General features: G+C 37.2%; 20 protein-coding genes and 1 pseudogene. 11 read left to right on the forward strand and 10 right to left on the reverse strand.

Annotated elements, in window-relative coordinates:
• Nucleotides 1-82: 82 nt before the first annotated feature.
• Together ACY650_RS02185 and ACY650_RS02190 are read right to left on the reverse strand one after the other, a co-directional pair.
• The gene (locus tag ACY650_RS02185; protein ID WP_462251282.1) at nucleotides 83-784 is read right to left on the reverse strand and encodes a DUF2490 domain-containing protein; all 702 of its coding nucleotides are present in this window, start codon (nucleotides 782-784) and stop codon (nucleotides 83-85) included.
• A gap of 49 nt (nucleotides 785-833) precedes the next feature.
• The gene (locus ACY650_RS02190; RefSeq protein WP_462251284.1) at nucleotides 834-1895 is read right to left on the reverse strand and encodes a sensor histidine kinase; all 1062 of its coding nucleotides are present in this window, start codon (nucleotides 1893-1895) and stop codon (nucleotides 834-836) included.
• 110 nt (nucleotides 1896-2005) lie between these two features.
• Here ACY650_RS02190 and ACY650_RS02195 point away from each other — a divergent pair, with 110 nt between their 5' ends.
• Both ACY650_RS02195 and ACY650_RS02200 read left to right on the forward strand, forming a co-directional pair.
• On the forward strand, nucleotides 2006-2248 hold the full coding sequence (locus ACY650_RS02195; RefSeq protein WP_462251286.1) for a hypothetical protein: 243 nt from the start codon (nucleotides 2006-2008) through the stop codon (nucleotides 2246-2248).
• Between the two features lie 18 nt (nucleotides 2249-2266).
• Nucleotides 2267-2608, forward strand: a pseudogene (locus tag ACY650_RS02200) (DUF6515 family protein); the annotation flags it as partial.
• A gap of 46 nt (nucleotides 2609-2654) precedes the next feature.
• Here the strand turns inward: ACY650_RS02200 and ACY650_RS02205 are convergent.
• The 3 genes from ACY650_RS02205 to ACY650_RS02215 are packed head-to-tail and all read right to left on the reverse strand — an operon-like array spanning nucleotide 2655 to nucleotide 5465.
• On the reverse strand, nucleotides 2655-3788 hold the full coding sequence (locus ACY650_RS02205; protein WP_462251288.1) for a BamA/TamA family outer membrane protein: 1134 nt from the start codon (nucleotides 3786-3788) through the stop codon (nucleotides 2655-2657).
• Nucleotides 3769-4071: an antibiotic biosynthesis monooxygenase gene (locus tag ACY650_RS02210; RefSeq protein WP_462251290.1), complete on the reverse strand. Its 303-nt coding sequence runs from the start codon at nucleotides 4069-4071 to the stop codon at nucleotides 3769-3771. The genes ACY650_RS02205 and ACY650_RS02210 overlap by 20 nt, the downstream gene beginning before the upstream one ends.
• Complete coding sequence (locus tag ACY650_RS02215) at nucleotides 4068-5465, reverse strand: vWA domain-containing protein (protein ID WP_462251292.1); 1398 nt, start codon at nucleotides 5463-5465, stop codon at nucleotides 4068-4070. The genes ACY650_RS02210 and ACY650_RS02215 overlap by 4 nt, the downstream gene beginning before the upstream one ends.
• A gap of 101 nt (nucleotides 5466-5566) precedes the next feature.
• Here ACY650_RS02215 and ACY650_RS02220 point away from each other — a divergent pair, with 101 nt between their 5' ends.
• The 6 genes from ACY650_RS02220 to ACY650_RS02245 all read left to right on the forward strand — a co-directional run bounded on the left by ACY650_RS02220 (nucleotide 5567) and on the right by ACY650_RS02245 (nucleotide 13847).
• Entirely contained in the window at nucleotides 5567-6370 is an 804-nt protein-coding gene (locus ACY650_RS02220; RefSeq protein WP_462251294.1) for an EcsC family protein, read from the forward strand.
• 100 nt (nucleotides 6371-6470) lie between these two features.
• A complete protein-coding gene (locus ACY650_RS02225; RefSeq protein ID WP_462251296.1) occupies nucleotides 6471-9734 on the forward strand; it encodes a cadherin domain-containing protein in 3264 nt (1087 codons plus the stop codon).
• A gap of 189 nt (nucleotides 9735-9923) precedes the next feature.
• Nucleotides 9924-10796, forward strand: coding sequence for a hypothetical protein (locus ACY650_RS02230; RefSeq protein WP_462251298.1), 873 nt, complete (start codon nucleotides 9924-9926; stop codon nucleotides 10794-10796).
• On the forward strand, nucleotides 10789-11634 hold the full coding sequence (locus ACY650_RS02235) for a hypothetical protein (protein ID WP_462251300.1): 846 nt from the start codon (nucleotides 10789-10791) through the stop codon (nucleotides 11632-11634). The genes ACY650_RS02230 and ACY650_RS02235 overlap by 8 nt, the downstream gene beginning before the upstream one ends.
• 172 nt (nucleotides 11635-11806) lie before the next feature.
• Nucleotides 11807-12367, forward strand: coding sequence for an RNA polymerase sigma factor (locus ACY650_RS02240; RefSeq protein WP_462251302.1), 561 nt, complete (start codon nucleotides 11807-11809; stop codon nucleotides 12365-12367).
• A complete protein-coding gene (locus ACY650_RS02245) occupies nucleotides 12342-13847 on the forward strand; it encodes a hypothetical protein (RefSeq protein WP_462251304.1) in 1506 nt (501 codons plus the stop codon). Before ACY650_RS02240 ends, ACY650_RS02245 begins: the two co-directional genes overlap by 26 nt.
• Before the next feature lie 140 nt (nucleotides 13848-13987).
• On the opposite strand, the gene mobA is transcribed toward ACY650_RS02245, so the two are convergent.
• Nucleotides 13988-14572 carry a molybdenum cofactor guanylyltransferase gene (gene mobA, locus ACY650_RS02250; RefSeq protein WP_462251306.1) on the reverse strand — a complete coding sequence of 195 codons (585 nt, stop codon included), beginning with the start codon at nucleotides 14570-14572 and terminating at the stop codon, nucleotides 13988-13990.
• Nucleotides 14573-14618: 46 nt separating this feature from the next.
• On the opposite strand from mobA, the gene ACY650_RS02255 reads away from it, so the two are divergent.
• On the forward strand, nucleotides 14619-16868 hold the full coding sequence (locus tag ACY650_RS02255; RefSeq protein WP_462251308.1) for an FdhF/YdeP family oxidoreductase: 2250 nt from the start codon (nucleotides 14619-14621) through the stop codon (nucleotides 16866-16868).
• On the opposite strand, the gene ACY650_RS02260 is transcribed toward ACY650_RS02255, so the two are convergent.
• A complete protein-coding gene (locus ACY650_RS02260; RefSeq protein WP_462251310.1) occupies nucleotides 16865-19066 on the reverse strand; it encodes a DUF5916 domain-containing protein in 2202 nt (733 codons plus the stop codon). The two genes, ACY650_RS02255 and ACY650_RS02260, sit on opposite strands and share 4 nt — an antisense overlap.
• Nucleotides 19067-19254: 188 nt before the next feature.
• On the opposite strand from ACY650_RS02260, the gene ACY650_RS02265 reads away from it, so the two are divergent.
• Together ACY650_RS02265 and ACY650_RS02270 are read left to right on the forward strand one after the other, a co-directional pair.
• A complete protein-coding gene (locus ACY650_RS02265) occupies nucleotides 19255-19716 on the forward strand; it encodes a phosphoribosyl-AMP cyclohydrolase (protein WP_462251312.1) in 462 nt (153 codons plus the stop codon).
• A gap of 8 nt (nucleotides 19717-19724) precedes the next feature.
• On the forward strand, nucleotides 19725-20219 hold the full coding sequence (locus ACY650_RS02270) for a hypothetical protein (protein WP_462251314.1): 495 nt from the start codon (nucleotides 19725-19727) through the stop codon (nucleotides 20217-20219).
• 42 nt (nucleotides 20220-20261) lie between these two features.
• On the opposite strand, the gene ACY650_RS02275 is transcribed toward ACY650_RS02270, so the two are convergent.
• From ACY650_RS02275 to ACY650_RS02285, 3 genes are read right to left on the reverse strand one after another with little or no spacing between them, the layout of a single operon-like run.
• Entirely contained in the window at nucleotides 20262-21569 is a 1308-nt protein-coding gene (locus ACY650_RS02275; protein WP_462251316.1) for a DUF3526 domain-containing protein, read from the reverse strand.
• Nucleotides 21566-22990, reverse strand: a complete 1425-nt coding sequence (locus tag ACY650_RS02280; RefSeq protein ID WP_462251318.1) for an ABC transporter permease — start codon at nucleotides 22988-22990, stop codon at nucleotides 21566-21568. Before ACY650_RS02280 ends, ACY650_RS02275 begins: the two co-directional genes overlap by 4 nt.
• The gene (locus ACY650_RS02285) at nucleotides 22971-23696 is read right to left on the reverse strand and encodes an ABC transporter ATP-binding protein (RefSeq protein WP_462251320.1); all 726 of its coding nucleotides are present in this window, start codon (nucleotides 23694-23696) and stop codon (nucleotides 22971-22973) included. The genes ACY650_RS02280 and ACY650_RS02285 overlap by 20 nt, the downstream gene beginning before the upstream one ends.
• Nucleotides 23697-23834: the final 138 nt, after the last annotated feature.

The following is a 23834-nucleotide window of genomic DNA, read 5'->3' on the forward strand; positions in this document are numbered from 1 at the left end:
TTAGGTTAAACATACTAGGTTATACTTTAGGTAGTTATTATGCCATCCCGGAAAGCCGGGATGGTTTTTTTATGTCCCTTCTTCAAAAGGTATGGTGTAGACTAAACTGCAATTGATTTTTATTCCAGTTGTTGGTAGACTGACGCATAAATCCAACTTGAGTTCTTAAACCTTCACGAATCACCAAACCAACAGCTGAGTAAAAACGATTCCTGTCAAATACTTCTACTGTCTGTCCATCACCTGTGTCTTGCTGCCCATTTATGAAAAGCTCGTTGTAAAATGATAGGTAGAACGTTCCCTTTACAAACTCCACTTCATTTAATGGAACATTTAAGAATAAATTGTATCGATAGCGCGTTCGAAAATCTTGTCCTTCCACAAAGCGCTGCTCATACCGAAACCTGTGATTTGTATGAAAGCGATTTCCAAATCTTACTGGGAAAAGTGCTTCTTGATAAATCCTACTTTCAGAAGTAGTTGAATTATCATCCCCTGGGGTCCCAGTAGTAATGTTACCATAACCCAGAGTGAACTTAATGTTCGCATCTTCTGGCTTATAGGTAATTCCACCCCTTAGCAGTAGTTGTTCAAGATCACCAGCAACATTCCAATTTCGATATTGCACATCTCCTTGCACACCCCATGGACCATCGTTAAAGGTTGTGTTGAAAAAGTACATATACCAACCACCGAGTTCATCTTCATCCACTTGAGCATGAGATAAGTTGGGAGAAAGAAAAGCAAAAACTATTAACGTGAGGAGTATAACTCTATTAATCATAAAATGAATTTTAAAATCTTGAAAGGGATACAACCGCAAAAAAAACGAATTAGTTTTTAGTAGACTGATTTATTGGGATTCTTACTACAAACTCAGTCCCAGAGCCCTCTTCTGAAGTAAAGGAAATCTGTCCATTTATCTCCTTAAGAATGTCTTTTACAATGAATAGTCCTAATCCAGCACCCTCGCTAATGTTACTTCCACGATAAAACATATCGTAGATTTTGGCTTGGATATCTTTCCTGATACCAACTCCATCATCGCTTATTTTCAGTATTAACTCGGAATCCACCACATCTGCCGCTACGATGGTATGGCCATCTTCTTTGCCAAATGAAAGTGAATTAGCAATGAGGTTTTTAAGTACAATATTGAGTCTGGAATGATCTACTGTCACTCCATTGTAGTGACTTATCTTTTGCTGAATTTGAATACGTTTTTCTTCCGTTTTCTCGCGCAACACATCGTTGCATATCTCTTCTATTAATTCATTCAGGTTTACATGTTCGGCTTTTACCGGGAATTTTCTGTTATGATCATAATCAGCAATTTCGCTAATTATGTGATCCAGTCGTTTGGCATTTTTTTTAACCTGGTCCATCATGTTCACCTCATCCCTACTTTCAAAATCTAAAGACATCAATCCAAGGATATTTACTACAGGGGATCTGATATCGTGAGAAACTCGATAAATAAATTGGTCAAGGTCTTTTTTGAGTCGAGCTATCCTGGTTTCAAGTTTGGTACGCTCACTTATAGGCTCTAATATTCCAATTCCAAATTCTCCTTGAAAGGTGCTTGCATGCAGCTTCAACCAAGTAACATCTCCATTCTTTTTTATGAATCGTTTATCTAATTCAAACGTATTGATGTCTCCTGAAAAAATCTTCTCGGTCATCTGTCGATCCATCTCAAAATCATCAGGATGAGTCACCTCTTGTATAGATTTTCCTACGAGATCATCTTTAGATTCATACCCGAGCAATTCAGCGAAATTCTGATTTACATCTAAATAAATACCCTTTTGACTAATAAGACTTATCCCTTGGGGGCTTACACGGAAGGCCTCCATGTAGATGGCAGCATCAAGATTTTGACTATTCTCACTCATTTGGTTAGGTAGATGGCATTCTTAATTTCTTAAGAAAAATTCAAAGAAGAAAATATTTTTCGATTAAACCATTGTTCTTAAAAACTGTCAAAAGGGGAAATAGTCAAATTATGAAACGAATTTATATACTGATTTTTCTTTCCATTTTGATGGCAGCACCGATGTTTCAACCACAGGCAGAAGCACAAAACACAAAAAAGGAAAGAGTAGTGAAACGCCGTAAGGCAAAAAGAAAAGTAAGGAGAACCGCACGTAGAAGAGTTCGCAGAAGAGCTCATGTTAGATACGCATCATTGTCGAGATATGGTGCAAATGTAACTGTAGTCCCAAAAGGATCTGTGATAGTTCGCTGATCAAATGTAGTCTACCATTATCATAAGGGGATTTTCTATCGACCGACAGGAAATAAGTTTGTAGTAGTAAGACCTGTAAGAGGTGTTAGAATCAAATCTATACCTGCAAACCATGTGAAAGTAGTTGTTCCTAGAGGCGCTTACTACTATTACTACGGTACCTACTACATAAAATCCGGTGATGAATACGAAGTTGCAGAGGCTCCCACCGGTGCTCTAGTAGATGGCATCCCCGAAGGTTATGATGTGGAAGAAATAGATGGCACTGAATACTATGTATGGAACGATAATTACTATCAAGAAGTAGAGACCGATGAATTTGAATCAGGCGTCGGTTACGAACTAGTAGAGATGGGTTGATTGTTATGCGGGACGGAGCCTTTCCCCGCTTCGTTCCGCCAATCTGCTAAAAAGCTTCGCCAATAAAGAAGTAGTATCCCAAGCCATCTTCCGAAAAAGCCACATCGAAGCGAGTGAAGATGTCTTTACTCTTAAAAATCAAAAATCTCACCCCAGTTCCTCCAGCAACTTTCAGCTTACTAAAATCTAAATTTGGTACGCCATCGCTGACTGTACCTACACCTACAAAGGCAGCTGCACCCCAGCGTTCGCTAAATGGAAAGGGCAAAAACCGATATTCAGTTTGAGCAGCCAGAAGTGTATTATCCCTATATCGTCCTAAATAATATCCTCTCATCAAAGACTCCCCTCCCATCAACGAAAGCTGCGAGAAAGGTGCAGTACCACGTACATCTGAGAAAAAGAGTTGAGATGCTAAAACCTGAGATTTAGTAGTTGGTAAATAATATCTTGCATCAAAGAAGTAAGACGTGAATTCAAAGTCGCTGCCCCAACTGTCATCATATCTTAAGAATCCCATTTCACCAAAAAATCCTTCTCTTACATTGAGCACATTATGACGATCGTCGTATACTAACCCTAGACCCAGACCTATATTTGTTAACTTCCTAATTCCAGGTGGCTCGTTAAAAGGTTCAGTTGCAATTCTATTGAACTTAACACTGGAAAGTCGATGAAAATCTGTTTCAAAACCTAAATACAAACTTCCCTTGACCCTCCGCAGTATCCGCTCCCTAATACTGATACTTCCCGCATCAATTTGGGCAAGTTCTTCTCCATCGATATCTATCCCAGTACCAAAATAGAGCAATGGAAACTGCTGCAGTCTAATTCTTCCCAAGAAAAACCATAGGCTTTTATCACTATAAATTGCATGATCCATCCAAAGACCATATTGCTTCTCAAGAGTTATGAATGAAAAGCCAGTGATCTCGCTTAGCCTATTGGTGATGTCTTTATTGGCATAATAAACATATACTGCACTCACACCAAACTCCCATTGTGTTTCAGGGGCAAAGGCAATTGTAGGATAAGCAATAAACTTAGGCTGCTCAATTGAAGTAGTATCATTAAATACTGAATTCCATACTCGTTTTACCAATCCATCATTTTGTGCTTGGGCAGCCGAACTCAGGCTTATAAGAAAAATCGTAAAAAAGCTATTCTGCAAACACTTCATAATGCTGTACTCGCTCTTCAAACTCAAGTAAAAACGACTCATCTTCCGGGTAATATTTGGCCTTGCTAAAATCATCTCCTGCAAAGTTTTTAATCACCTCCATATTTTCCCAGTAAGTAATGAGTTTAAAGTGCGCTATGTCGCCTTCAATCATTCTTAAAAAACTCAGTTTCACAAATCCTATTGTATTCCTGTAGTCTGGAATGGCCCTTGCTTGCATAAACTGGGTATATGCTTCATAATCTTTAACACTCGTTCTTCCATGCCATATCCTTGCAATCATTTCAATTCATTTAAGATTAAAATCTTTATAAACTTGGCCATTTCCTTATAATCCAACCAAAGCAAATAATAGTATTTTCCGCCGCTTAACTCTGCGATCTCCTTTAATGAAGCATCATCGAAAGTGTCTTCAATGTATCTGGTATTACCAAAAAAATCTGTCCCGTATGGTGCGGGACCAGTAGTACCTACTCCTACCACATAGAGCTTTATGCCATGTTCTTTAGCTCGCATCGCGGCAGTATGTGCAGTTACATTACCGCTTGTTGCATCTCCATCTGTGATAAGAACAATGCCCTTTTTGCCTGAAATATCTTTAATGTCATCCACCGCTTGCCAGATAGCATTTCCGATAGATGTGCCACGATATTTTCTATGATATAAAAGACTATCTACTGCAGTATTCTCATTAATCTTTATTGGCTGACCAGATACCAAATAAAACGAATTGGAATTTTTCTCGAGTAGTGTATTTGCCAGTTCACTTGCTGCTGCAAATCGATTGGGGACATAATCTTGAATCTCCATTGATTCAGAATTATCCAATAAAACAACAAAATTACTTTCGCGCTCTGCTACATTTCGTTCTTGCTCTTCACCTTGAATGCTGAATTCAATGGGCAAATTGATCCCATAGGACCTATTTAGCTTTGGAGAATAAGTACTTATGCTAAAAAAATCACTAAGATCAACTCTTCCTTTCTTCTTATGAAATACTTCAGTTTTGAACCTTTTGATATTTCTATAATTTCCATTGCTGAATAATGAATCTTCAAAAGCCATCATCGTCGTTTTCGAATACATATATTCATTATCTATAGTCTTTGGTAGAAATGGATAGAGGTTGCCGAATCCTAAAAGCTCGTATTCAACGATGGAAGTTTCACCAGTATTAGATTTTAAGTCTGCAGAAAGGACTTCTAACTTAAAGTCACCAATTAAGTCTGCGTCTTGAGAATTATCTACATCGATTTTGAGCTCTTGACTATTAAGAGTAAGGATGCTTGAGTCAGGAAACGTGAGCATCTCCAATCCTTGAGGCGAGATTGCTAGACTAGAATCTGGACAAATTGCATATTCTAATATCTTATACTCCGTATAGTTTTCGTCGTTATAAGTTATTTCAACTCCCTCAACATTTGTGATTGTACTATTCCCATAAAAAGTAACAGTATTCTGAATGGTCTTATTCAAATCCATTATCTGACTTGCGAGATTATAAAATCTCATCGAGACTCGATTAGATTCATTCACCATCACAGATACAGTAACAACAGTATAGTCACCTTTCATCACCTTATCGCTAGATGAATAAACGTGTAGAAAAGCGTCCGCTATTTGACCGGAAACCGAAGTAAATACAAGAAAAAGAAGAAGAAATAGTGAGTGTTTCATTGAAGTTCAAACATAACAAAACGTAAAGCATTAAATAGCCAATTGTATACTCTTTGAATAATTCTAAATCATTAACTGGATCTAACCGTATACAGACTTTAATGTCTTCATCCGACCCAAATTCTGTATATCATTTTCTGGTCACCCAAGAATTGCAAGAATGGCAATCTGCCATGCGTAAAAGTCCTACTTTCTGGAATCGGACAACGAAATCAGTTCAGAAAAAAGTTAATAACATAATCCCCGAAAAAGTACACAACGCGATTACTAAGGCAATCAAGGAAATAACGCGTGCAGTAATTTTTGGATCAGGATTTACTACTCGGTCAAGAAAAGAAATAGGCCCACTAGAAGAGATAGAGACCAAGGTGAAAGAGCGAATTAACTTCTACTCTTCCTCAGCAGCTGTAGAGGGAGCCGCTACGGGATTTGGCGGTTTTTTACTCAGTCTAGCTGATTTCCCTCTGTGGTTGACTCTTAAAATGAAAATGCTATTCGAAATAGCTTCGAGATATGGATATGACACCAAGGACTATAAAGAGCGGTTGTACATCTTACACATCTTTCAACTTACTTTTTCAAGCCAACAAAGAAGAAATGAGATTTTTGAAAAAATGGAAAGTTGGGAGTTGATAAAAGAACAACTCCCCGATGATTTTAACACCTTTGACTGGCGTACTTTTCAGCTTGAATATCGAGATTATATCGATCTGGCCAAACTGCTGCAATTGATACCTGGAGTAGGTGCCATCGCAGGTGCTCTGGTCAATCACAAACTCACAAATAAGTTAGGTAAGGCTGCCATGAATGCGTACCGAATGCGAAGGGAAGACTTCAAGAAATTTAGAGTCTTAGAATTAAAGGAAGAACCCGTACCTATTTACCATTTGCCCGAAAAATTATAACCTGAAGCTGCATATCAACTAAATGTCTACAAAAACTCAAAAATTGAGCTAGAGAGAAAAATAATTTTGAGCCATTATTTATTCATGAATTATGGTCAAAATGAAAATAACATTTTTTGTAGCTGCAATTTGCTTCGCTTTTTTGGTCGATGGACAAAGTTTTTCTTCCAGTGACAAAGTTGTATTTGCTGAGCAGAGTTCGGGGACAGTATTAGATGTCAATGCGGACTTAGGTGACGGAACAGATACAAACATTGCCTATTCACTACCAGGTGGCGACGATTCATCATTGTTTAGCATTGATGAAAACACTGGGGTAATTACTTTCAATACGAAACCAAATTTCGATGATCCTGATGATTTGGATAACAACAGCATCTATGAAATAGAGGTACAAGCATCCATGGGTGGCACAAACGCTTCTCAAAACATCACAATCATCGTTTCTCCAGTTGTCAATGTATTGAAAGAAGCACAACAGATTGGTTCAACATTTGAAGGAACTGGAACCGCGGATTTACGAACCACGTCGGCTTTTAGCGCGGACGGTAGTACCATTGCAATTGGTGCTTATGGTGCAGCCAGTTTCTTTGGAGAAGTTACAGTTTATAAAAAGAATGATGGCAGTTGGGTACAAGTAGGTTCTGCACTAACTGGCAGAGAATTCAACGATTCATTCGGAATAGCAGTTGACCTTAATTATGACGGAACCCACTTAATAGTTGGTTCTAGTAAAGGAGCAAATCAATATGGTAGCATAAGAATCTTCGAACTAATTGCTGACACTTGGACACAGATTGGAGCTGATATTGAAGGAAACAACCTTTTTGATGAATTTGGAGCTTCAGTCAGCATATCTGCTGATGGCTCAATCGTCGCAGCAGGTGCTCATCAGAATGGAAATAGTGGTGATAATGCTTATGTGGAAATCTATGAAAATGTAGGAGGCTCATGGACGCAAGTTGGAGATCTTATAGCTTCAGAAAATCAAGGAGATTATTTTGGAAACTCGATCAGTTTAAATGCAGACGGATCTACTATAGCCATTGGAGCTCCATTGAAGAGAGTGAATGGAACTCCTTTCGGAGAGGCTCACATTTATCACTATACTAATGGGGCATGGACACAATTGGGAAATGCCATCGAAGGAACTGCGGTTTCGGATTTAGGATTTTCAGTAAGTATAAATGCTGCTGGAAATATCGTTGCAATAGGTTCTCCTGGAGAGAACAATCTCAATGGTGCAGTGAGAATATTATCCTATGACAATGGCGAGTGGAACCAACTAGGAACTTCAATTAGTGGCACCAGAAGCAGAGTGTTTGGCTACTCAGTAAGTTTAAGTGGTGATGGATCAACAATTGGAATTGGTGAGTTAGTCGATCCTCGTTCGCCATCAGGCAACGGAAGCGCTTACATTTATCAATTTGAATCGGGTCAATGGAATCAACTCGGCAACAGAATTGATGGAGATAATGATGGAGATAATTTTGGCGCTCATGTATCTCTAAGTGAAGATGGATCAACTTTGGGCGTCGGAGCTATCTTCCTTTCAGGTGATCCCAAAGGCTATGTCAAAGCATACAATCTTCTTGACATCCCTCCTGTATTCAGTACCCTTGCAAACCAAAATTTTAATGAAAACAAAACTGGTACTATTATAAATATTAATGCAACTGACGAAGGAGGAAATGCAGATGAAGGAATTACTTATTCAATCTCAGGAGGTGCGGATAAGAGTTTCTTCGAGATTAATGAGAATTCAGGAAGACTATTTGTTAATGAAGCATTTGATTTTGAATCGCCTCAAGATGCGAATACAGACAACGTATACAAAGTAAAAGTAACTGCGAATGACGGTGCAGTATCTACAGACCTTGTTCTTCAGATAACAATAAATGATGTAAATGAAAGTCCATATTTTACTTCCAGCACTGCAATCGTAATAGACGAAAATTCAACTTCGGTTGGAGAAGTTGTTGCCGCTGATGATGATGCAGGATCGTCTGTCTCTCTTTCTCTAGGGAATTCAAAAGATGAAAGCTACTTCACCTTGATAAATGGAGACCTTAGCTTTAGTAGCGCACCGGATCATGAATCACCAGATGATGAAGATGCTGATAACGTATACGAAATTGATGTTATTGCTACAGATGGCTCATTAAACACCACTCAAGCTATTTCTGTGACTGTACTTGATCTCAATGACAATTCTCCAGTATTTATTACTGGCTCATCTTTTGATTTTGACGAAAATAGTACAGATGTAATTGCTGTTGAAGCTACTGATGCTGATGCTACAAGTACAATCACATATACATTGAGAAGCTCAGACGATAGAAGTCTATTCTCTATTAATGGAGACGAAATTTCATTCAAGGAAACACCAAACTTTGAAAGTCCGAGTGATTCAGATGGAGATAATAATTATGAGGTAACGGTAGAAGCGTCTGATGGTGTATTTGCCGTTAATCATAGTTTCACTATTACATTAAAAGATATCAATGAAGCTCCCTCAATAACTTCCTCCAATGAGGTTAATGTTGATGAAAATATTGAAATCAGTATTCTTACTCTAACTGCATTTGATGAAGATGAAGGCTCCTCAATAATCTTTTCATTAGGTACCGAGAATGATGAATCTTCATTTTCTATCACTGGAAATGAGTTGAGTTTTTCCTCAGAACCCGATGCTGAAAATCCAACCGATTCAGATTCAAACAATGAATACCATGTTAACATTATTGCTAGCGATGGAGAACTTGAAACATCACAGTTGGTAACTGTTACTGTAAATGATCTTAATGATAACTCTCCAGTATTTATTACTGCCGTTGATGTAGAAGAGAATTCTACTGATGTCATGAATGTTGTTGCAGATGATCCAGATATATCTTCGACCATATCAGTTCAGTTAGGCACCGAAAAAGATGCTGGCTTATTCGAGCTGACTCAAGAAAATTCATTGAAATTCAAACAAGCTCCAGATTTTGAAAATCCATTAGATGAGAATGAAGATAATATTTATGAATTGGAGCTGTTCGTTACAGATGGTTTGTTTGAAACAATACAAAATGTTCAGGTTACTATAATTGATGTAAATGAGGTGGTTTTGAGTGCTTCAGACCCAATAGCATCTGTGTCTGTATATCCTAATCCTGTAGCAGATGAGCTTCACATATCTAGTGATATACACCCAATAACCTGGAGAATTATCAACTTGTCTGGTCAAGTTATCATTGCTGATGAAGAAGCAAAGAATGAAACTTCAATCAATGTAAGTGACATTACTGCAGGTAGCTATTTCATTCAACTAGACAATGGCGAAGAACAATCACATCGACGAATCATCATCAAACACTAGTTACAATATACTTTGATTCGCATTCCAATTGTTTGGAATGATCTTAAACGGCCCTCGGGCCGTTTTTTTTATTAAATCTTAGAAAAGAATCTATCATTTGGATTTGTATATGCAATTCGATTCCAAAGTAAGTAATCTTGAATACAATGTTTAGTGGATTTTTTTTACTAATTTGTTATAGAAGTCTCTATGGAAAAGCACCGCCAAAATAGCTTTGAAAGGGGCATAATTAAGGTTGTCAGCCTTATTGGGGTTGTTAGATTTATTATTGCCTTATTTGTGAACAAACCTTCAGTACATGGTTATGCAGACTTGTACTTGGATATCAGCTCACTTATTGTATTTCTTATAGGCTTTCTCTTAATTCAGTTCAAATCGAAAAGAAGATGGCTTGTTTCGTTATTCTTTATTCCTTTAATGATTTTGTTATGGTTAAGTTTTTATTTTCATAACGGTCTAACTAGCTCAACTGAAGTTAATGCATTTGCCATCGTTGTTGTTTTAAGCCTGACTATGCAAAGGCGACTTCCTATTTTATTTGTTGGAATATTCATTATTGGAGTGTTCGTTACTCTTTCGATCGTTGAGCCCAAAAATATTGAATACCTAGACCCATCAGATTATTATACCACTACGTTCACTCTTCTTTTCATCTCATTGGCAATCATATGGATGACATTTCATGCGAAAAATGTATTTACTGCGAGTAGAAATAAATTAAAAGATATCAATCAAAAACTTGTGGTTCAAAGTGAAGAAATAAAACAAAAAAATAAACAACTAAGAGAGCAAAATGAAAAATTGAATCAGCTAAAATCGGAGCTTGAAAAAAAAGTATTGGAAAGGACTAAAAAGTTAAACGAGCAAAAATCATCAATTGAAGAGTACTTACAGCTTACGATGATTGAGTTAATAAAACCTTATGAAAAAACTATATCAACTATTCAGAAATTGGAGAACCCCAATGAAGATTATTTGATAAAATTGATAATTGAGTCAGGCGAAAAACTCGAAATCGAAATCAACAATTTAAAAACCAGATTAATTGAGTCTCATGAATAATTTATTCAGATCAAATGAACTGGAAGAACGTTTTTTTATCATCGTTTTGGCGTGCTCTTTCCCCTATTATATATTCAATCTTCTCATAATATTTGTATTTGCTGCAGCGGATCCTGAATTGGTTACTATCTACTGCTCATTGATGCTGATAAGCATATTATTACTTTACATAGCATCAAAAAGAAAATCAAATACCATTCTTATTAATGTCTTTGTAATTGCAATTTTAACAGCGTTCATCTACTACATGCCAAAGGCTGCCGGACCTTCTGGAGGTCTCGGCTATGCATTGCAAAACATCATTGTTCTACTTATTCTTCTTACCAAAGGATATATGCGATACTTTATCGCAATTTCGTTGAGTGCCATTTGTTTAATATTGTTTACAGACGTCCTCACCTTCCATGGATATATAAACTACAAACAACTAATAATAGATTATGTTGTTAATCTGATTTTTATAGCAGTCTTTATGGTGTTTTTTAAATTCAACTTTGATAACGATCAAGACAAACTCTTAAAGAAAAATTTAGAACTAGAAAACATGTATTACAAGTTATCTCTACAAGTGAAAGAGCTAGAAGATACTAATGAAGAAATTCAGGCTATTAGGGACAACCTCCAGCAAAAAATTACGGAAAGAACAGAAAAACTTGAAAAAGAAAATGAGAAGTTATTAGAGTATTCATTTATAAATGCTCATCTCGTCAGGGCTCCAATCGCCAATATCTTGGGACTTACTCAATTAGAATACTCAAATCCTCGAATAAAAGAAATTAAAAAAAGTGTTCAAGAGATGGACGAAATTGTACGAAGAATAGCCAAAGTACTGAATTAATTTTTTTTTTCTGAAATCATTTATCCGGAGAACCACAAAATCTCAACCTATTGATTTAGTGTGAGTTATATATTTACGCTGCAAAAATCAACTTATTTCAAAAGCGGAAGCAACCATATTTGAAAAAAGGGCGTTCGGGCTAAAAAGAGGAAATAAGTGATTCAAAGAACACTTGAAAAATAAAGTCAACATATTAATTAAAGACTGCCAAAAGCAGAAACAAGGCAGTGAAAAGGCTTTATATGAGCATTTTTTCTCTTATGGAATGAGTGTGAGTTTGAGATATACAGCTACTTATGAAGAAGCTGTAGAAGTTTTGAATGACAGCTATATGAAAGTTTTTAAAACGATTAAAAACTTTAAGAATGACACTTTCAAGGGGTGGTTTAGGAGGATTATTATTAATACCGCAATGGACCACTACAGAAAGATGAAGAAGTATGATTTTTTGGAAGGGTATGATGCTGGAAATGCAGAAGCAATCCATGCAGAAGAGCTAATAACCGCCCAGTTATCTTATGAAGATTTACTTGGTTTGGTTAATCAGCTTACTCCTTCTTACAGGACCGTTTTCAATCTCTATGCAATAGACGGATATAAGCATGAGGAGATTGCAAAGACTCTCGGTATTTCAGTTGGTGCTTCAAAGTCGAACCTTTCAAGGGCAAGACAAATGTTGAAGAATTTGTTAAAAAAAACGTTAGACTATGAGTTCTCGGAAGCTATCGGATAAGGAATTCGATCGGTATGCTCGAAACATACTGAAGAAACCAGAAGGCATCGTTTTTGATGAATCTGCTTGGGTAGCCATGGAGAAGCAGCTTGCCCAAAATGGGGCTTCGTCTACTTCTGCTAGTCTAAGATGGCTAATACCGGCTGTTTTGCTTCTGATGACTAGCTTGGGCTACCTTGGATATCAAAAGGTCTTTGATACAAATAAGAATTCCTCAGTATTGGTTTCAAATGAAAATAGCACTGCGAAAATTATACCTAACCATGAGAGCAATAGTGACAATGCATCAAACCAATTGACTGAGTCAACTGCCACTTCTAATTCTAATGTAGTTTCTGAAAATGAATCAACAGTGAGTAATGAAAATTCAAGGCCAACAGAAAACATTGATAGCAAATCAAATCAAGTAAAGCATGTTAATAATTCTGTTGATAGGGAAGCTTCTCTTGACAATGTTGAAAAAGGAATTGCCAAGGAAAGTAGCGCAATAACCAAGTCAAGTGGTTCAGAAGAACTCACTACACCTGTAATTGAAAATAGCAGTTCTAATGAAGGTAAACTACCCACAGAAGGTATGGGTCAAAATGAAGAATCAAATGCTCAAGTTACAAATCCAACCAATTCCAATACAGAAAGCCATATCGCGACGGATAAAAATGAAGAGTCTGAAAATGGAGAAATTGTAGATGGAGATAATTATGAAGATGAGGCTATCGGTTCGGGATTCGAAATAATCGAAATTGAATATAAGTACCCCATTTTAACTTTAGCTAATGTGCAGCATCAGACACCCGAGCCATTACCCCCAGACCATGATAATAATGCACAATTACTCAGTGATTCACACGAACGAGAAATAATTCAAACTCCATTTAACCGATGGAGTTTAGGAGTTGTTATAGCTCCTGATTTTACTACTGTCGGTCAATTAAATGAGTTTACAAGACCTGGCATAGATATAGGAATAACTGTAGAGTATTTTATCCTAAAAAGATTAAGCATAACAACAGGAGCAATCTTAACAAGAAAGCTTTATAACACCACAGACATTGAAGAGTATACCGTACCTGCAGGATTTTGGAATGGGAATGATGGGCCAAGTGAAATTGCCGCAAACTGTAAAGTCATAGATATTCCTATCAATCTTAGGTATCGAATAAGAGAAGGTGAAAGAACCTCGTTTTTCCTAAGTGCTGGGATGAGTAGTTATTTGATGTTAACCGAAAGGTATGATTATGACTATAACCTTGGATACAGAGCAAGCTTAGGAAGTCGACCAGGTGGATGGGAAGTAGCAAACGAAAACAACCACTTCTTCGGAGTTTACAATTTATCCGCAGGTATCAACCGAAAAATTTCTAAAAACATGTCTATTGAAGCAGAGCCATTCTTGAAAAATACACTCGGAGGAGTTGGATGGGGACAGGTTAGACTTAGTAGTACAGGCATGCTTCTGCATCTTAAATACAACTTAAAATGATATAAATAATTGGTTTCTACTTAGCACTCTTTCCGGGGATCTCGGATATAGTGTACCAGAATAGCCTTTTTAATTGGTTATTAAAGATTCAACTTAGGTTGGTGATTGGTAGTTAACGAGGGACTCTAGGGTCCCTTTTTTTATTTAGCACTAAGTATCGACCTGACCAATTTCAGATCTGACTTACTATTGACATTTAATAGCTCATTTTCTGTCTCTGCATTTATAAGTTTTGTCTTCGCTCTATGAAGAAAGTTTCTAGGATACAATGTATTTCCAGTGACGTAAAGCTCCTTTAACTTTCGCAATCCTTTGGGCTCCCAAATTGCTACTAGCGGTTCGGGAAAATTATCTCTAACATTAAGAAATGCAGTTGCAGGTGCTTCCTTATCGCGTTGAGAGATCAATCTGCTAAGCGTTTTAGAATTAATAAGCGGAAGGTCTACTGCCAATACTAACCATGCTTTAGAAGGTTGAAATTCATGTGCACTCAAAATTCCGTTTAAAGGTCCTTTTACATCAAAAAGATCTACAATTATTTGATTTGTAAACGTTGATTTAGGCTCCTTATTTAAGGATATATAACATTGCCTAACAAGTGGATTTAACAGGTCAAACAAATGCTCTCCTTGAGGTTTTTCATGATATTGGATAGATGACTTATCCATTCCCATCCTGACACTATTCCCTCCCATTAAAATCAATCCGTTTAAATCATCTTGCATCGATCTAAATTAGCCATTAGACAAAGAGATTCCTATCTTTAACTACATGTCTGATCAGCATCATTTAAGAATAACAAACCCTCCCAAAGTATCTGTAGGACCTAAGTCCGTCACTAATGCTAGCAGGATGATATTCAATGCAATGCCTCCTTGGAAAGCATTGAAGTTGTTAAAGAAGTTGAATCAGAAAAATGGAATAGACTGCCCGGGCTGTGCTTGGCCAGATCCTGAAAAAAGATCAAAAATTGGTGAATTCTGTGAAAATGGGGTGAAAGCTATCGCAGAGGAAGCCCAGCATAAGTTAGCAGGAGAGGCATTTTTCAAACAACATACGATCGAGTCACTTCGCAAAAAAAGTGACTACTGGTTAGGACAACAAGGTAGACTTGCTCAACCAATGATCAAAAAAGAAGGAAGTCCTCGTTATGAACCTATTGATTGGGGTAACGCATTTGAGATCATAGGCACTAACCTTAAATCATTAAATCATCCAGACGAAGCTGTTTTCTATACATCTGGCAGAACCAGTAATGAAGCTGCATTTTTATATCAACTCTTTGTAAGAAAACTCGGCACAAACAATCTACCAGATTGCTCGAATATGTGCCATGAGTCTAGTGGTGTAGGTCTAACCGAGACTTTAGGCATTGGAAAAGGCTCCGTCCAATTGCAAGATTTTGAGCATGCAGAAATCATTCTAATATTTGGTCAGAATCCAGGCACTAATCACCCGCGCATGCTGAGTTCTTTAGAAAAGGCCAAAAAGAATGGTGCTAAGATCATTGTCATCAACCCATTGAAAGAAGTAGCACTGCTAAAATTTAAAAACCCGCAGAAAATCAGCGGTTGGATCAACAAAGGAACTGACATAGCTGATCTCTACCTCCAGATCAAAATAAATCAAGATGTAGCATTGTTAAAAGCATGGCTAAAGCTGCTTCTACAGACCCCAAATTCATTAGATGATAAGTTCATTACAGATAAAACTTCAGGATTTGAAGAGCTCAAAAAAGATCTCGAAAAGTATTCACTCGATGATTTAATTAAACAAACAGGGCTATCAAAAGAAGATATCCTTCTTTCTGCGCATTGGCTGTCAGCGAAAAACAAGATCATTGCTTGCTGGGCTATGGGGCTTACGCAACATGTTAACGCTGTAGATAACATCCGAGAGATTGTAAACCTTCTTCTCCTCAAAGGTAGCATTGGCAAAAAAGGAGCAGGAACTTGTCCTGTACGCGGACATAGTAATGTACAGGGAGATAGAACGATGGGTATTTGGGAACGTCCTACAAAAGCATGGACGGATAAACTAAAAGAGGTATTCAAATTTGATCCGCCTGAGTCACCGGGCTATAATGTGGTTGAAACTATTGAAGCAATGAATAAAGAAAAGGTACGCTTTTTCATGGCTCTAGGCGGAAATTTTCTTCCAGCTGCACCTGACACACACTATACAGAGCAAGGATTCAAAAAATGTGAATTGACTGTTCATGTAAGTACCAAGTTGAACAGAACACATTTAGCTCCGGGTAAGGTCTCTTTGATTTTACCTTGTCTCGGAAGAACAGATAAACACATTCAAAATGGTCAAGAACAGGTAGTTACAGTAGAAAACTCAATGGGTGTGGTTCATGGATCACATGGAAGCCTAACTCCTCCTTCTCCTCATCTTAGAAGCGAACCAGAGATAATAGCATCCATTGCTTCACAAACTCTGGGAGATGACGATATCCAATGGACAGAATTAATCAATGATTATGACAAGATCCGAGATTTAATAGCCAAAGCAATAAAGGGATTCGAGGACTATAATGAGCGGTTGAAAAAAGACAATGGCTTTGATCTACCCAATGGTGCACGAATTGGTGCATTCAATACACCCTCTAAAAAGGCCGTATTCACCGTCAATCAATTGGCCGAAAAAATTCCTGCAGGGCATTCATATATCATGATGACAATAAGAAGTCATGACCAATTTAATACGACTGTATATGGAATGGATGATAGGTACAGAGGAGTGTTTGGAGGTCGAAACGTTGTATTCATGAATGCTGAAGACATGAATAAGGAAGGGATATCTGAGGGAGATCAAGTAGCACTTCACAATCATTACAAGGTGGAGAGAAAAGTAGAAGGATTTAGTGTTGTCCCTTATGATATTCCAAGAGGCTGTGTTGCCACTTACTTTCCAGAAGCTAACCCACTTGTTCCGTTAGATCTGCATGCACGACGAAGCCACACTCCTGCTTCAAAGTCCGTTGGAGTGAACATTAAGAAAAGTCAAAGCAATTAAAACTGCTTAAGAAAAGTCACTTTCCCAATGAATTGCTGTTCTGTAAATGGATTTTCTAATCCATCAATCTGAGTATCATTAAATACCAAATAGATGAAAGACAGCGGCATATATTCCCATTGTGCTCTAATATTCCATCTCCCTCGATCATCGAATGTATTGTACTGGTAAAAAGCAGACAATTGCACTCTGGGATTTAATGCAAATCGTGAACCAACAGTTGTCAAATGGGTTTCTAGATCTTCCTGATTTTCCCCTAGATTATTCAGGTCATTAAATTCATAATCTACGGTCAAAGCCGCTTGAGGGATTGGTGCGATTCGTAAACCGCCTACAATCGTCGTTCTTCTACCATCATAGAATGAACCCCAATTTATACTTCCAGACAATGATAATTTGGCAGATCTATCTGTATAAAAATTGATTTGCTGTCTGGTATAATAATAATCATCCTGAGCTATTGAAATACCTAGCGGTGTAAAATCAAAGTTGATATTTTGCCAGGTAGGAAATATTGCATACTGAAGGAAGCTGCCATCAGTAAAAAAGACGTAGACAGGAAAGATATAAAGGTTGCCTTGCTGAAACTTCCCTGGATCATTAAAATCATGATTATAGCTAACAAACACGCCTGGATCTGCTCTTCTAATCCAAGGAATATTTTTGGGACGCCAGATATAATAACCTCCAGGATTGTGGGCAATAACATTCTTTTGAAAAACGAATCCCATGTCAGGGGTGTATTCTTCTGAAACAAAATCTATTGACCAACCCCAGTAGTATTTATTATCATCAGCTCGTATTGAAAAACGTCCTGCCAAACCTAAAGTATCTCCAGAATTGTCTCTAGATCCAGACACCATATATGAAACGCTTAATTCATCTTTAGGCCTAATGAAACCATCCAATGTCAGTGTTGTATTGTGACTCTGTTGGACACCCAACTCATTTGATTTTTCATCTAAACGATGAGTTACCATCAAACCAACATTATTTTCATTGCCATAGTTTTGAAGATACCTTCCTACCATGAAGCTTGCAGCTGGTGAGTTTTGCGTCTCTGCCTGATGTATATAAAGACCTGCAATGGCACGTTGCTCATTTCTCATAGTGTATCTTCCTCCAGCATTTATTCTCGCTGGTTCAGCGTTGAAATCACCTTGCAATCCAATCCTTCTACTAAAAAATGGTACGACAGATCTATTGTTTGAACCTGCCCAAATTCCGGAGTTCTCCAAGAAAAATTGTCGCCTCTCAGGGAAGAAAATATTAAAGCGCTCAAGATTGTTTACGGCACGATCTACATCAGCCTGAGCAAAGTCAGTATTGAAGGTTAGATCCAAGACAGATCGAGGATTAATCGCCCATTTTACATCTCCTCCCAATTTTACATCTCCATCAGAAGAATCAATTTCACCATCTTTAATATTATCGTATTGATAAAGTAAATATGGTTCGATACGAATATTCGCGCTAGGCTCAGGAAGCTCTAACCCCTCTAATTTTCCTGCATATGTCATCCGATACGGAGAAAAGGATTGTGGAATCGCCGGAAACACTGTTTGTTCAAAGTCTCTTCGAGCCATACGCGCAAGTGTAATCCCCCAGGTCGGTTTTTCTCCAGAATCAACTTCTTCATAGCGAATTGATTTAAACGGAATCGCAAATTCTGCAAAGTATCCTGAATCTGTGCGATGGGTCCGGACAGACCATAATGCATTCCAATCGGAATCTCTATTAGTATCATTAAATGCCTGCAAATCACTTTGATTTCCGTGAGGAGTTGTTTGAAAGGACACACAGTACTGTTTCAGATTTTGTGGATCCAATTGAACCATAAATGCATCATTATTCCATTGGCTAAAATCCCGTCTTAGATCCTGCACTCTTACTCCTTTTCTTCCCAAAGAATCTTTACAAAATGCTCCGATATATAAGTTCTTTTCATCATAGAGTAATTTGACTTGGGTGTCATATAAATAGTTACCCCCTTGCCTTGGTTCCATCCTGAAAAATTCAGTAACTGGTTCAGCGGAAAGCCATGAAGATTCATCGAGTTTTCCGTCTATTTTAATTTCAGTGTTTGCCTTTTTAGCAGTGACTGTTGGAACCTGATCTGGAGGTGGAAAATTCCCATCCTCCTGGGCATAAATCCTCAATCTAACAGCAAGTAAGAGAAATAGTAGAAATGTTCGCATTAGCGCTGATTAGTCGAGTTTATTATGAAGGTAATGCAAACAATGCAACATTATTGCACTATTTACATAAACGGCTTATACACCTAAATTTCGTTATTTATAATGCAACAATGATGCATTTATGTTGATAAAAAACTATTTTTAAAGCTTATCTCATATGATTATTAAGCAACAAAAGATTTTAGAAAATGATAACTAAAGAACAAGTTTTAGATGCTCAAAAAAATTGGGGAGACGGTGTTGTGAAAATCGGCTCGTTAAAAGACAATCGGCCAGAATGTGAAGCATTTGCCAATGAATTCCTTGACGCCAGATATTCTTTCGAAGCAGGTGTGGTTTTGTTCAAACCAACTAAGTGTGCCATCGAGCAGTTTAGGCCAACCAAATTAAAAGCATTGTCTTATTTCATAGCTGGTGATGACCGTGCTTGTGAAGAAGATAAAGGATTTGCCATCCAGCCATGGACGAAAGTGAGATTTGAGAATACAGATTTTATTCTCGAAAATGACCGAGCAATTGCTATGGGTAATTATTACTTCACTGATTTAGACGGTAACGAAGCTAAAGTTGAGTACACCTTCGGATATAAATTAATGAATGGAGTATTGAAAATTGATTTACATCATTCATCATTCCCTTATAACCCATAAAAGAACACATGAGGAGGCATCTGTATTTTGTTTGCCCTACCGATGGTCTTGAAGGGGTTATCGAAAGTACATTCAAACAAGAAAGCTACTTTCTAACTTCGCTGGGCAATTCTTTAATGCTCAACTCAGAAGAAATATCTGAAGTAAGTGAGCTAATATTGACTAAAGACATCCAAGATATTTCATTTATTATGTCTGATGACAACAAAGTGTTCTTGGAGGCTATGGAAAATAGGTCAATTAAAGAATTGTCCAGTCTAAGTTCATTTTATCACCAAGTTAGACAGAGTAAGAATATTTCCCAATTAACGTGGCAGACAGAAAATCTTCACTTAATTGTATTATCCCATCATCTCAATGATAAAATAAAACGGCTTAAACATGCTTTGAATATTTTACCGGTAGATATTAAAGTCGCAGGCAAAATCTATAATCGACAAGAAGAGTCATTCAACTCGACGTATCCAGAGTTGATCTGCAAGAATTTTGTGAGCTTGAATTAACGGTTTATCAAATCAAAGATTAACTATAGCATGAGTGAACATTTATAATTGCTCACTCAGTTTGTTCAAATCGTCCAGGCTAAAAGGTTGCCCATTAAAAATTCTAGGATAGTATAGTTCCTTCATATTTCTATGATATGTATAAACTTCTTTAACAAAATCTAAATGACTTTGTCTGTCAGTCTCAGACAATCGTGAAATACGTTCATGGACCATAGCTGCTGGTGCTAGCCATTCCCATCGGTTCAATATTGTATTTCTGCTAGATACCTGCTCTTCGTACTTGCTTTTCATAATATTGGCTTCCTTATCCATTAAAGTAAATCCAGCATAATACCACTTATAAAAATCAATCGTATCTCCATCATCATATTGTGGGTAGTCAATGTAAAATTTATCCAACACATAAGATTTTGGAGAATCCCATACTTGTCCATTCAATGTTCTAAGCTCATGAATCATCTCCGATCGATTTGGCAATGGTTCTCTGGAAAGGACAAAAAGATTAAGAAGCGCTGGCGTTATCAGAGTAAAAAACAGCCAAACACCTAAACCCACTATTGCATTGAAGGCAGAAGTTCTTTTAAGAACTATGATCACTACCATAGTAACGGCCCACAAAAAACAGTAACCAAATGAAATTAAGATCCAATTCAGAAATAGCTTACTATTTTCTAGTATTGGGATGCTCTGCAAAAGGAAACCCAGGATCAATAGAATCAACACTAAAGACCAAATAATAAGCAATCTTAGCACTCCCTTGCACACCAATATTTTAAGCAGTGGTGTCGACTGAGACTGAAGTAATGAAAGTGTACCCCCCTCTTTTTCGCCGGCATAAAGATTGTAAAACATTGCTACCACCAAGAGCGGAAACAGGAATATAATAACATATGATAGATCAAAGTTTCCTGTTAGCAATTTCATGGGATTGGCAAGCTCCCCCGTATTCACTTGCCTTGCTAAATCGGTGACATTAAAACCGTAGTAAACAGGAAAAAGATCTCTTTGCCCTAAGCATAATCCAGCAGCAGCAGGTGCATCATTACTTACGTAATAAGTAAAATGTTTATTCCATCCAAAACCAGTAGGAGAAACAGCCTTTTCATATTTATCCTTATTTTCCAAAATTGAGGTATCGAGTTTAGCCCAGTGCAGAAGGCTATCGAATTGCTGTCTTTCATAATTCTGAACTTCTTCAATCCTATTTTTTTGAAGATCAATTTCAAACTTCCCAAAGTACACTCCATAGATGCCTGCCCCGAGGACAATAGTTGATAAGATTTTAAGAGTATTACTTCTCCATAGATTTTTCCACTCAAAAGAAAATATGTGCAATAGCATCTTCATAGCTGAGATATTTTTGGTGCTTTAATAATGGAAATAACGACTAACCCAACCAACCAAAAAATGAGTGCAGTAATACTCCTCCAATTTGTAGATGCAATATGACCAGGACTTGGCATTTGATATTTAAACGGCTCAACGCTTGACCACATTTCGTTACCCACATTGTAATCTCCATATGCTACTCCAGGCTTATGATTTAATTCCATATCCTTATTCATTTTTTTGACAAAACCTCTACGGTAATTTTCAGCAGCTCTGGCAAATGCGACGTGATGCTGAAAATCAGTTCCAGCGAAGGCCATTGAAAGGTTCCTCACGGCAATAAAAGGATTAATAAATCCTGTCCATTCAGAAAATCGATTTTGAAGTTTAAAAATGTCTTCTACTCGAGAAAATTCAGAATCATATACTTGATCTGTATATTCTTCTCCAGCCTGCATGGCAATCCCGCTCCAATTCACAGGAAGCTCTTCTATAGTTTCTACACCATATTGACCTAAGACCTGTTCTTTTAGGGAAGCTAAGCGAGTATCAGAGGGATTATGTCCATCAATTCCATTTTTTACCTTCTCCTCGATTGTACTTTTAAACTCAAATTGAGAAGGAGTTGGATAAACCTTATCCGCCAAGTTAGCAGTTGCTTTAGGTAGAATAATGCACGAAAGAATCCAAACTCCTAATAAACTAATCAACGATGTTCCTGAGTTTTTAGAGAATGCTGAAACCACAACGCATAGTATTACAAAGACAAGGAAGTAAACTGAATAGCTTATGGAAAGCAAAATAAATTTAGTTGCTACTCCACCATCCAATTGACTTGATTGCTCATTCAATAAAAAATACGCCAGGAAGATCATGGGTAGATAAATAAGAAGTATCATAAGGTAAGTACTTAATACCTTCCCCATAAAAAGTGATCTCATTGATATTCCTTGCGCATGTAATAATTTGAGTGTTCCTTCTTCTCGCTCCTTACTAAATATGTTAAACGTGAGAAAAATAATGAGTAATGGAAGTAATATCTGCAATATCAAAGCTGCAGTCATCTCACCAAATCGTGTCATTACATTACTATCCTGAGCTGCACTGAAAAGAATTTCATTCTGTTTATGAGCCTCAAGAAAAACAGATATACCTGTGTAATTATCCAAGCCTATATCTAAAAAACTAAGAACTGGTTTTGGTTTGAATGCAAATTGCCCATAATGAGCAGCACTATGAGGATGTTTTTCTCCTTGATTTACCCACTTATCATACATAGAGGCTTGCGCCTTTTCTCTTTCAAGTTGAATTTGTCTTTGACCTTCTTTACCAACAAGAATAGCCGTTAACATTAGAACAATTAAAATGCCCCCTGACACTTGCAATCGAATATCTCGAAGAGAACATAAAATCTCTTTCTTAACTAATAATCTCTGCATGATCTTCTATTTTCATCGTCTCCAAATACAATTGTTCTAACTCTGGAAGAGATATTTCATCACTTTTTAATGAATGAACCAATTGACCAGCTTTCATAATACCAATGTGAGTACCACTCTCCTTTGCGCGAAAAAGGTCATGTGTTGCCATTAATATGGAAACATTTTTCTTACTCATATCTTCGAGCAATAAGGCAAAATCATTACTTGCCTTAGGATCCAATCCAGATGTGGGTTCATCAAGCAACAAGTTTTCAGCTTGTTTTGCCCTAGCTATAGCTATTCCCACCTTTTGCCTCATTCCTTTAGAATATTTACCTACTCTCTTTGATATTGCGCCAGATTGTAAGCCAGATTCTTTAAGTAGATTTTCAGCTTCTTCTTTTGTTGGAGACTTTCCAGCTAATCCCGAAAAAAAAGTCAAGTTCTCAAGCCCAGTAAGGTTTTCGTACAGATTCAAGTTCTCAGGTATATATGCAAGATGCATTTTTGATTCCCTAGAATTTAAACTTACATCTAAACCATTAACGATAGCTTGACCAGAACTCGGTTGAATAAAACCCATAAAGAGATTTATTGTGGTAGTTTTCCCAGCCCCATTCGCGCCTAAAAGACAATAAATTTCTCCTGGTGAAACTTTAAGATTAAGATCGATTAGGGCATCGTGTTCGTCATATTTCTTAGAAAGATTGATAGATTCTAGCATAGTTCAACTTGAGTTTAAACCAAGGTAAAAACTATCTGCAACATTGTTGCATTAATTTTACACCAACGGCAATTGTTAGCTAGACCCAGATTAAGCTTTGAATTTTGATATCTAATCATAATAATTGATACCATTTGA

This window comes from Ekhidna sp., assembly GCF_963691765.1.
GTDB lineage: Bacteria > Bacteroidota > Bacteroidia > Cytophagales > Cyclobacteriaceae > Ekhidna.

Excerpts from the sequence above, each read along its gene's own strand:
- ACY650_RS02185 (WP_462251282.1), bottom strand. The coding sequence starts at position 784 with ATGATTAATAGAGTTATACTCCTCACGTTAATAGTTTTTGCTTTTCTT.
- ACY650_RS02190 (WP_462251284.1), bottom strand. The coding sequence starts at position 1,895 with ATGAGTGAGAATAGTCAAAATCTTGATGCTGCCATCTACATGGAGGCC.
- ACY650_RS02195 (WP_462251286.1), top strand. The coding sequence starts at position 2,006 with ATGAAACGAATTTATATACTGATTTTTCTTTCCATTTTGATGGCAGCA.
- ACY650_RS02205 (WP_462251288.1), bottom strand. The coding sequence starts at position 3,788 with ATGAAGTGTTTGCAGAATAGCTTTTTTACGATTTTTCTTATAAGCCTG.
- ACY650_RS02210 (WP_462251290.1), bottom strand. The coding sequence starts at position 4,071 with ATGATTGCAAGGATATGGCATGGAAGAACGAGTGTTAAAGATTATGAA.
- ACY650_RS02215 (WP_462251292.1), bottom strand. The coding sequence starts at position 5,465 with ATGAAACACTCACTATTTCTTCTTCTTTTTCTTGTATTTACTTCGGTT.
- ACY650_RS02220 (WP_462251294.1), top strand. The coding sequence starts at position 5,567 with ATGTCTTCATCCGACCCAAATTCTGTATATCATTTTCTGGTCACCCAA.
- ACY650_RS02225 (WP_462251296.1), top strand. The coding sequence starts at position 6,471 with ATGAAAATAACATTTTTTGTAGCTGCAATTTGCTTCGCTTTTTTGGTC.
- ACY650_RS02230 (WP_462251298.1), top strand. The coding sequence starts at position 9,924 with ATGGAAAAGCACCGCCAAAATAGCTTTGAAAGGGGCATAATTAAGGTT.
- ACY650_RS02235 (WP_462251300.1), top strand. The coding sequence starts at position 10,789 with ATGAATAATTTATTCAGATCAAATGAACTGGAAGAACGTTTTTTTATC.
- ACY650_RS02245 (WP_462251304.1), top strand. The coding sequence starts at position 12,342 with ATGAGTTCTCGGAAGCTATCGGATAAGGAATTCGATCGGTATGCTCGA.
- mobA (WP_462251306.1), bottom strand. The coding sequence starts at position 14,572 with ATGCAAGATGATTTAAACGGATTGATTTTAATGGGAGGGAATAGTGTC.
- ACY650_RS02255 (WP_462251308.1), top strand. The coding sequence starts at position 14,619 with ATGTCTGATCAGCATCATTTAAGAATAACAAACCCTCCCAAAGTATCT.
- ACY650_RS02260 (WP_462251310.1), bottom strand. The coding sequence starts at position 19,066 with ATGCGAACATTTCTACTATTTCTCTTACTTGCTGTTAGATTGAGGATT.
- ACY650_RS02265 (WP_462251312.1), top strand. The coding sequence starts at position 19,255 with ATGATAACTAAAGAACAAGTTTTAGATGCTCAAAAAAATTGGGGAGAC.
- ACY650_RS02270 (WP_462251314.1), top strand. The coding sequence starts at position 19,725 with ATGAGGAGGCATCTGTATTTTGTTTGCCCTACCGATGGTCTTGAAGGG.
- ACY650_RS02275 (WP_462251316.1), bottom strand. The coding sequence starts at position 21,569 with ATGAAGATGCTATTGCACATATTTTCTTTTGAGTGGAAAAATCTATGG.
- ACY650_RS02280 (WP_462251318.1), bottom strand. The coding sequence starts at position 22,990 with ATGCAGAGATTATTAGTTAAGAAAGAGATTTTATGTTCTCTTCGAGAT.
- ACY650_RS02285 (WP_462251320.1), bottom strand. The coding sequence starts at position 23,696 with ATGCTAGAATCTATCAATCTTTCTAAGAAATATGACGAACACGATGCC.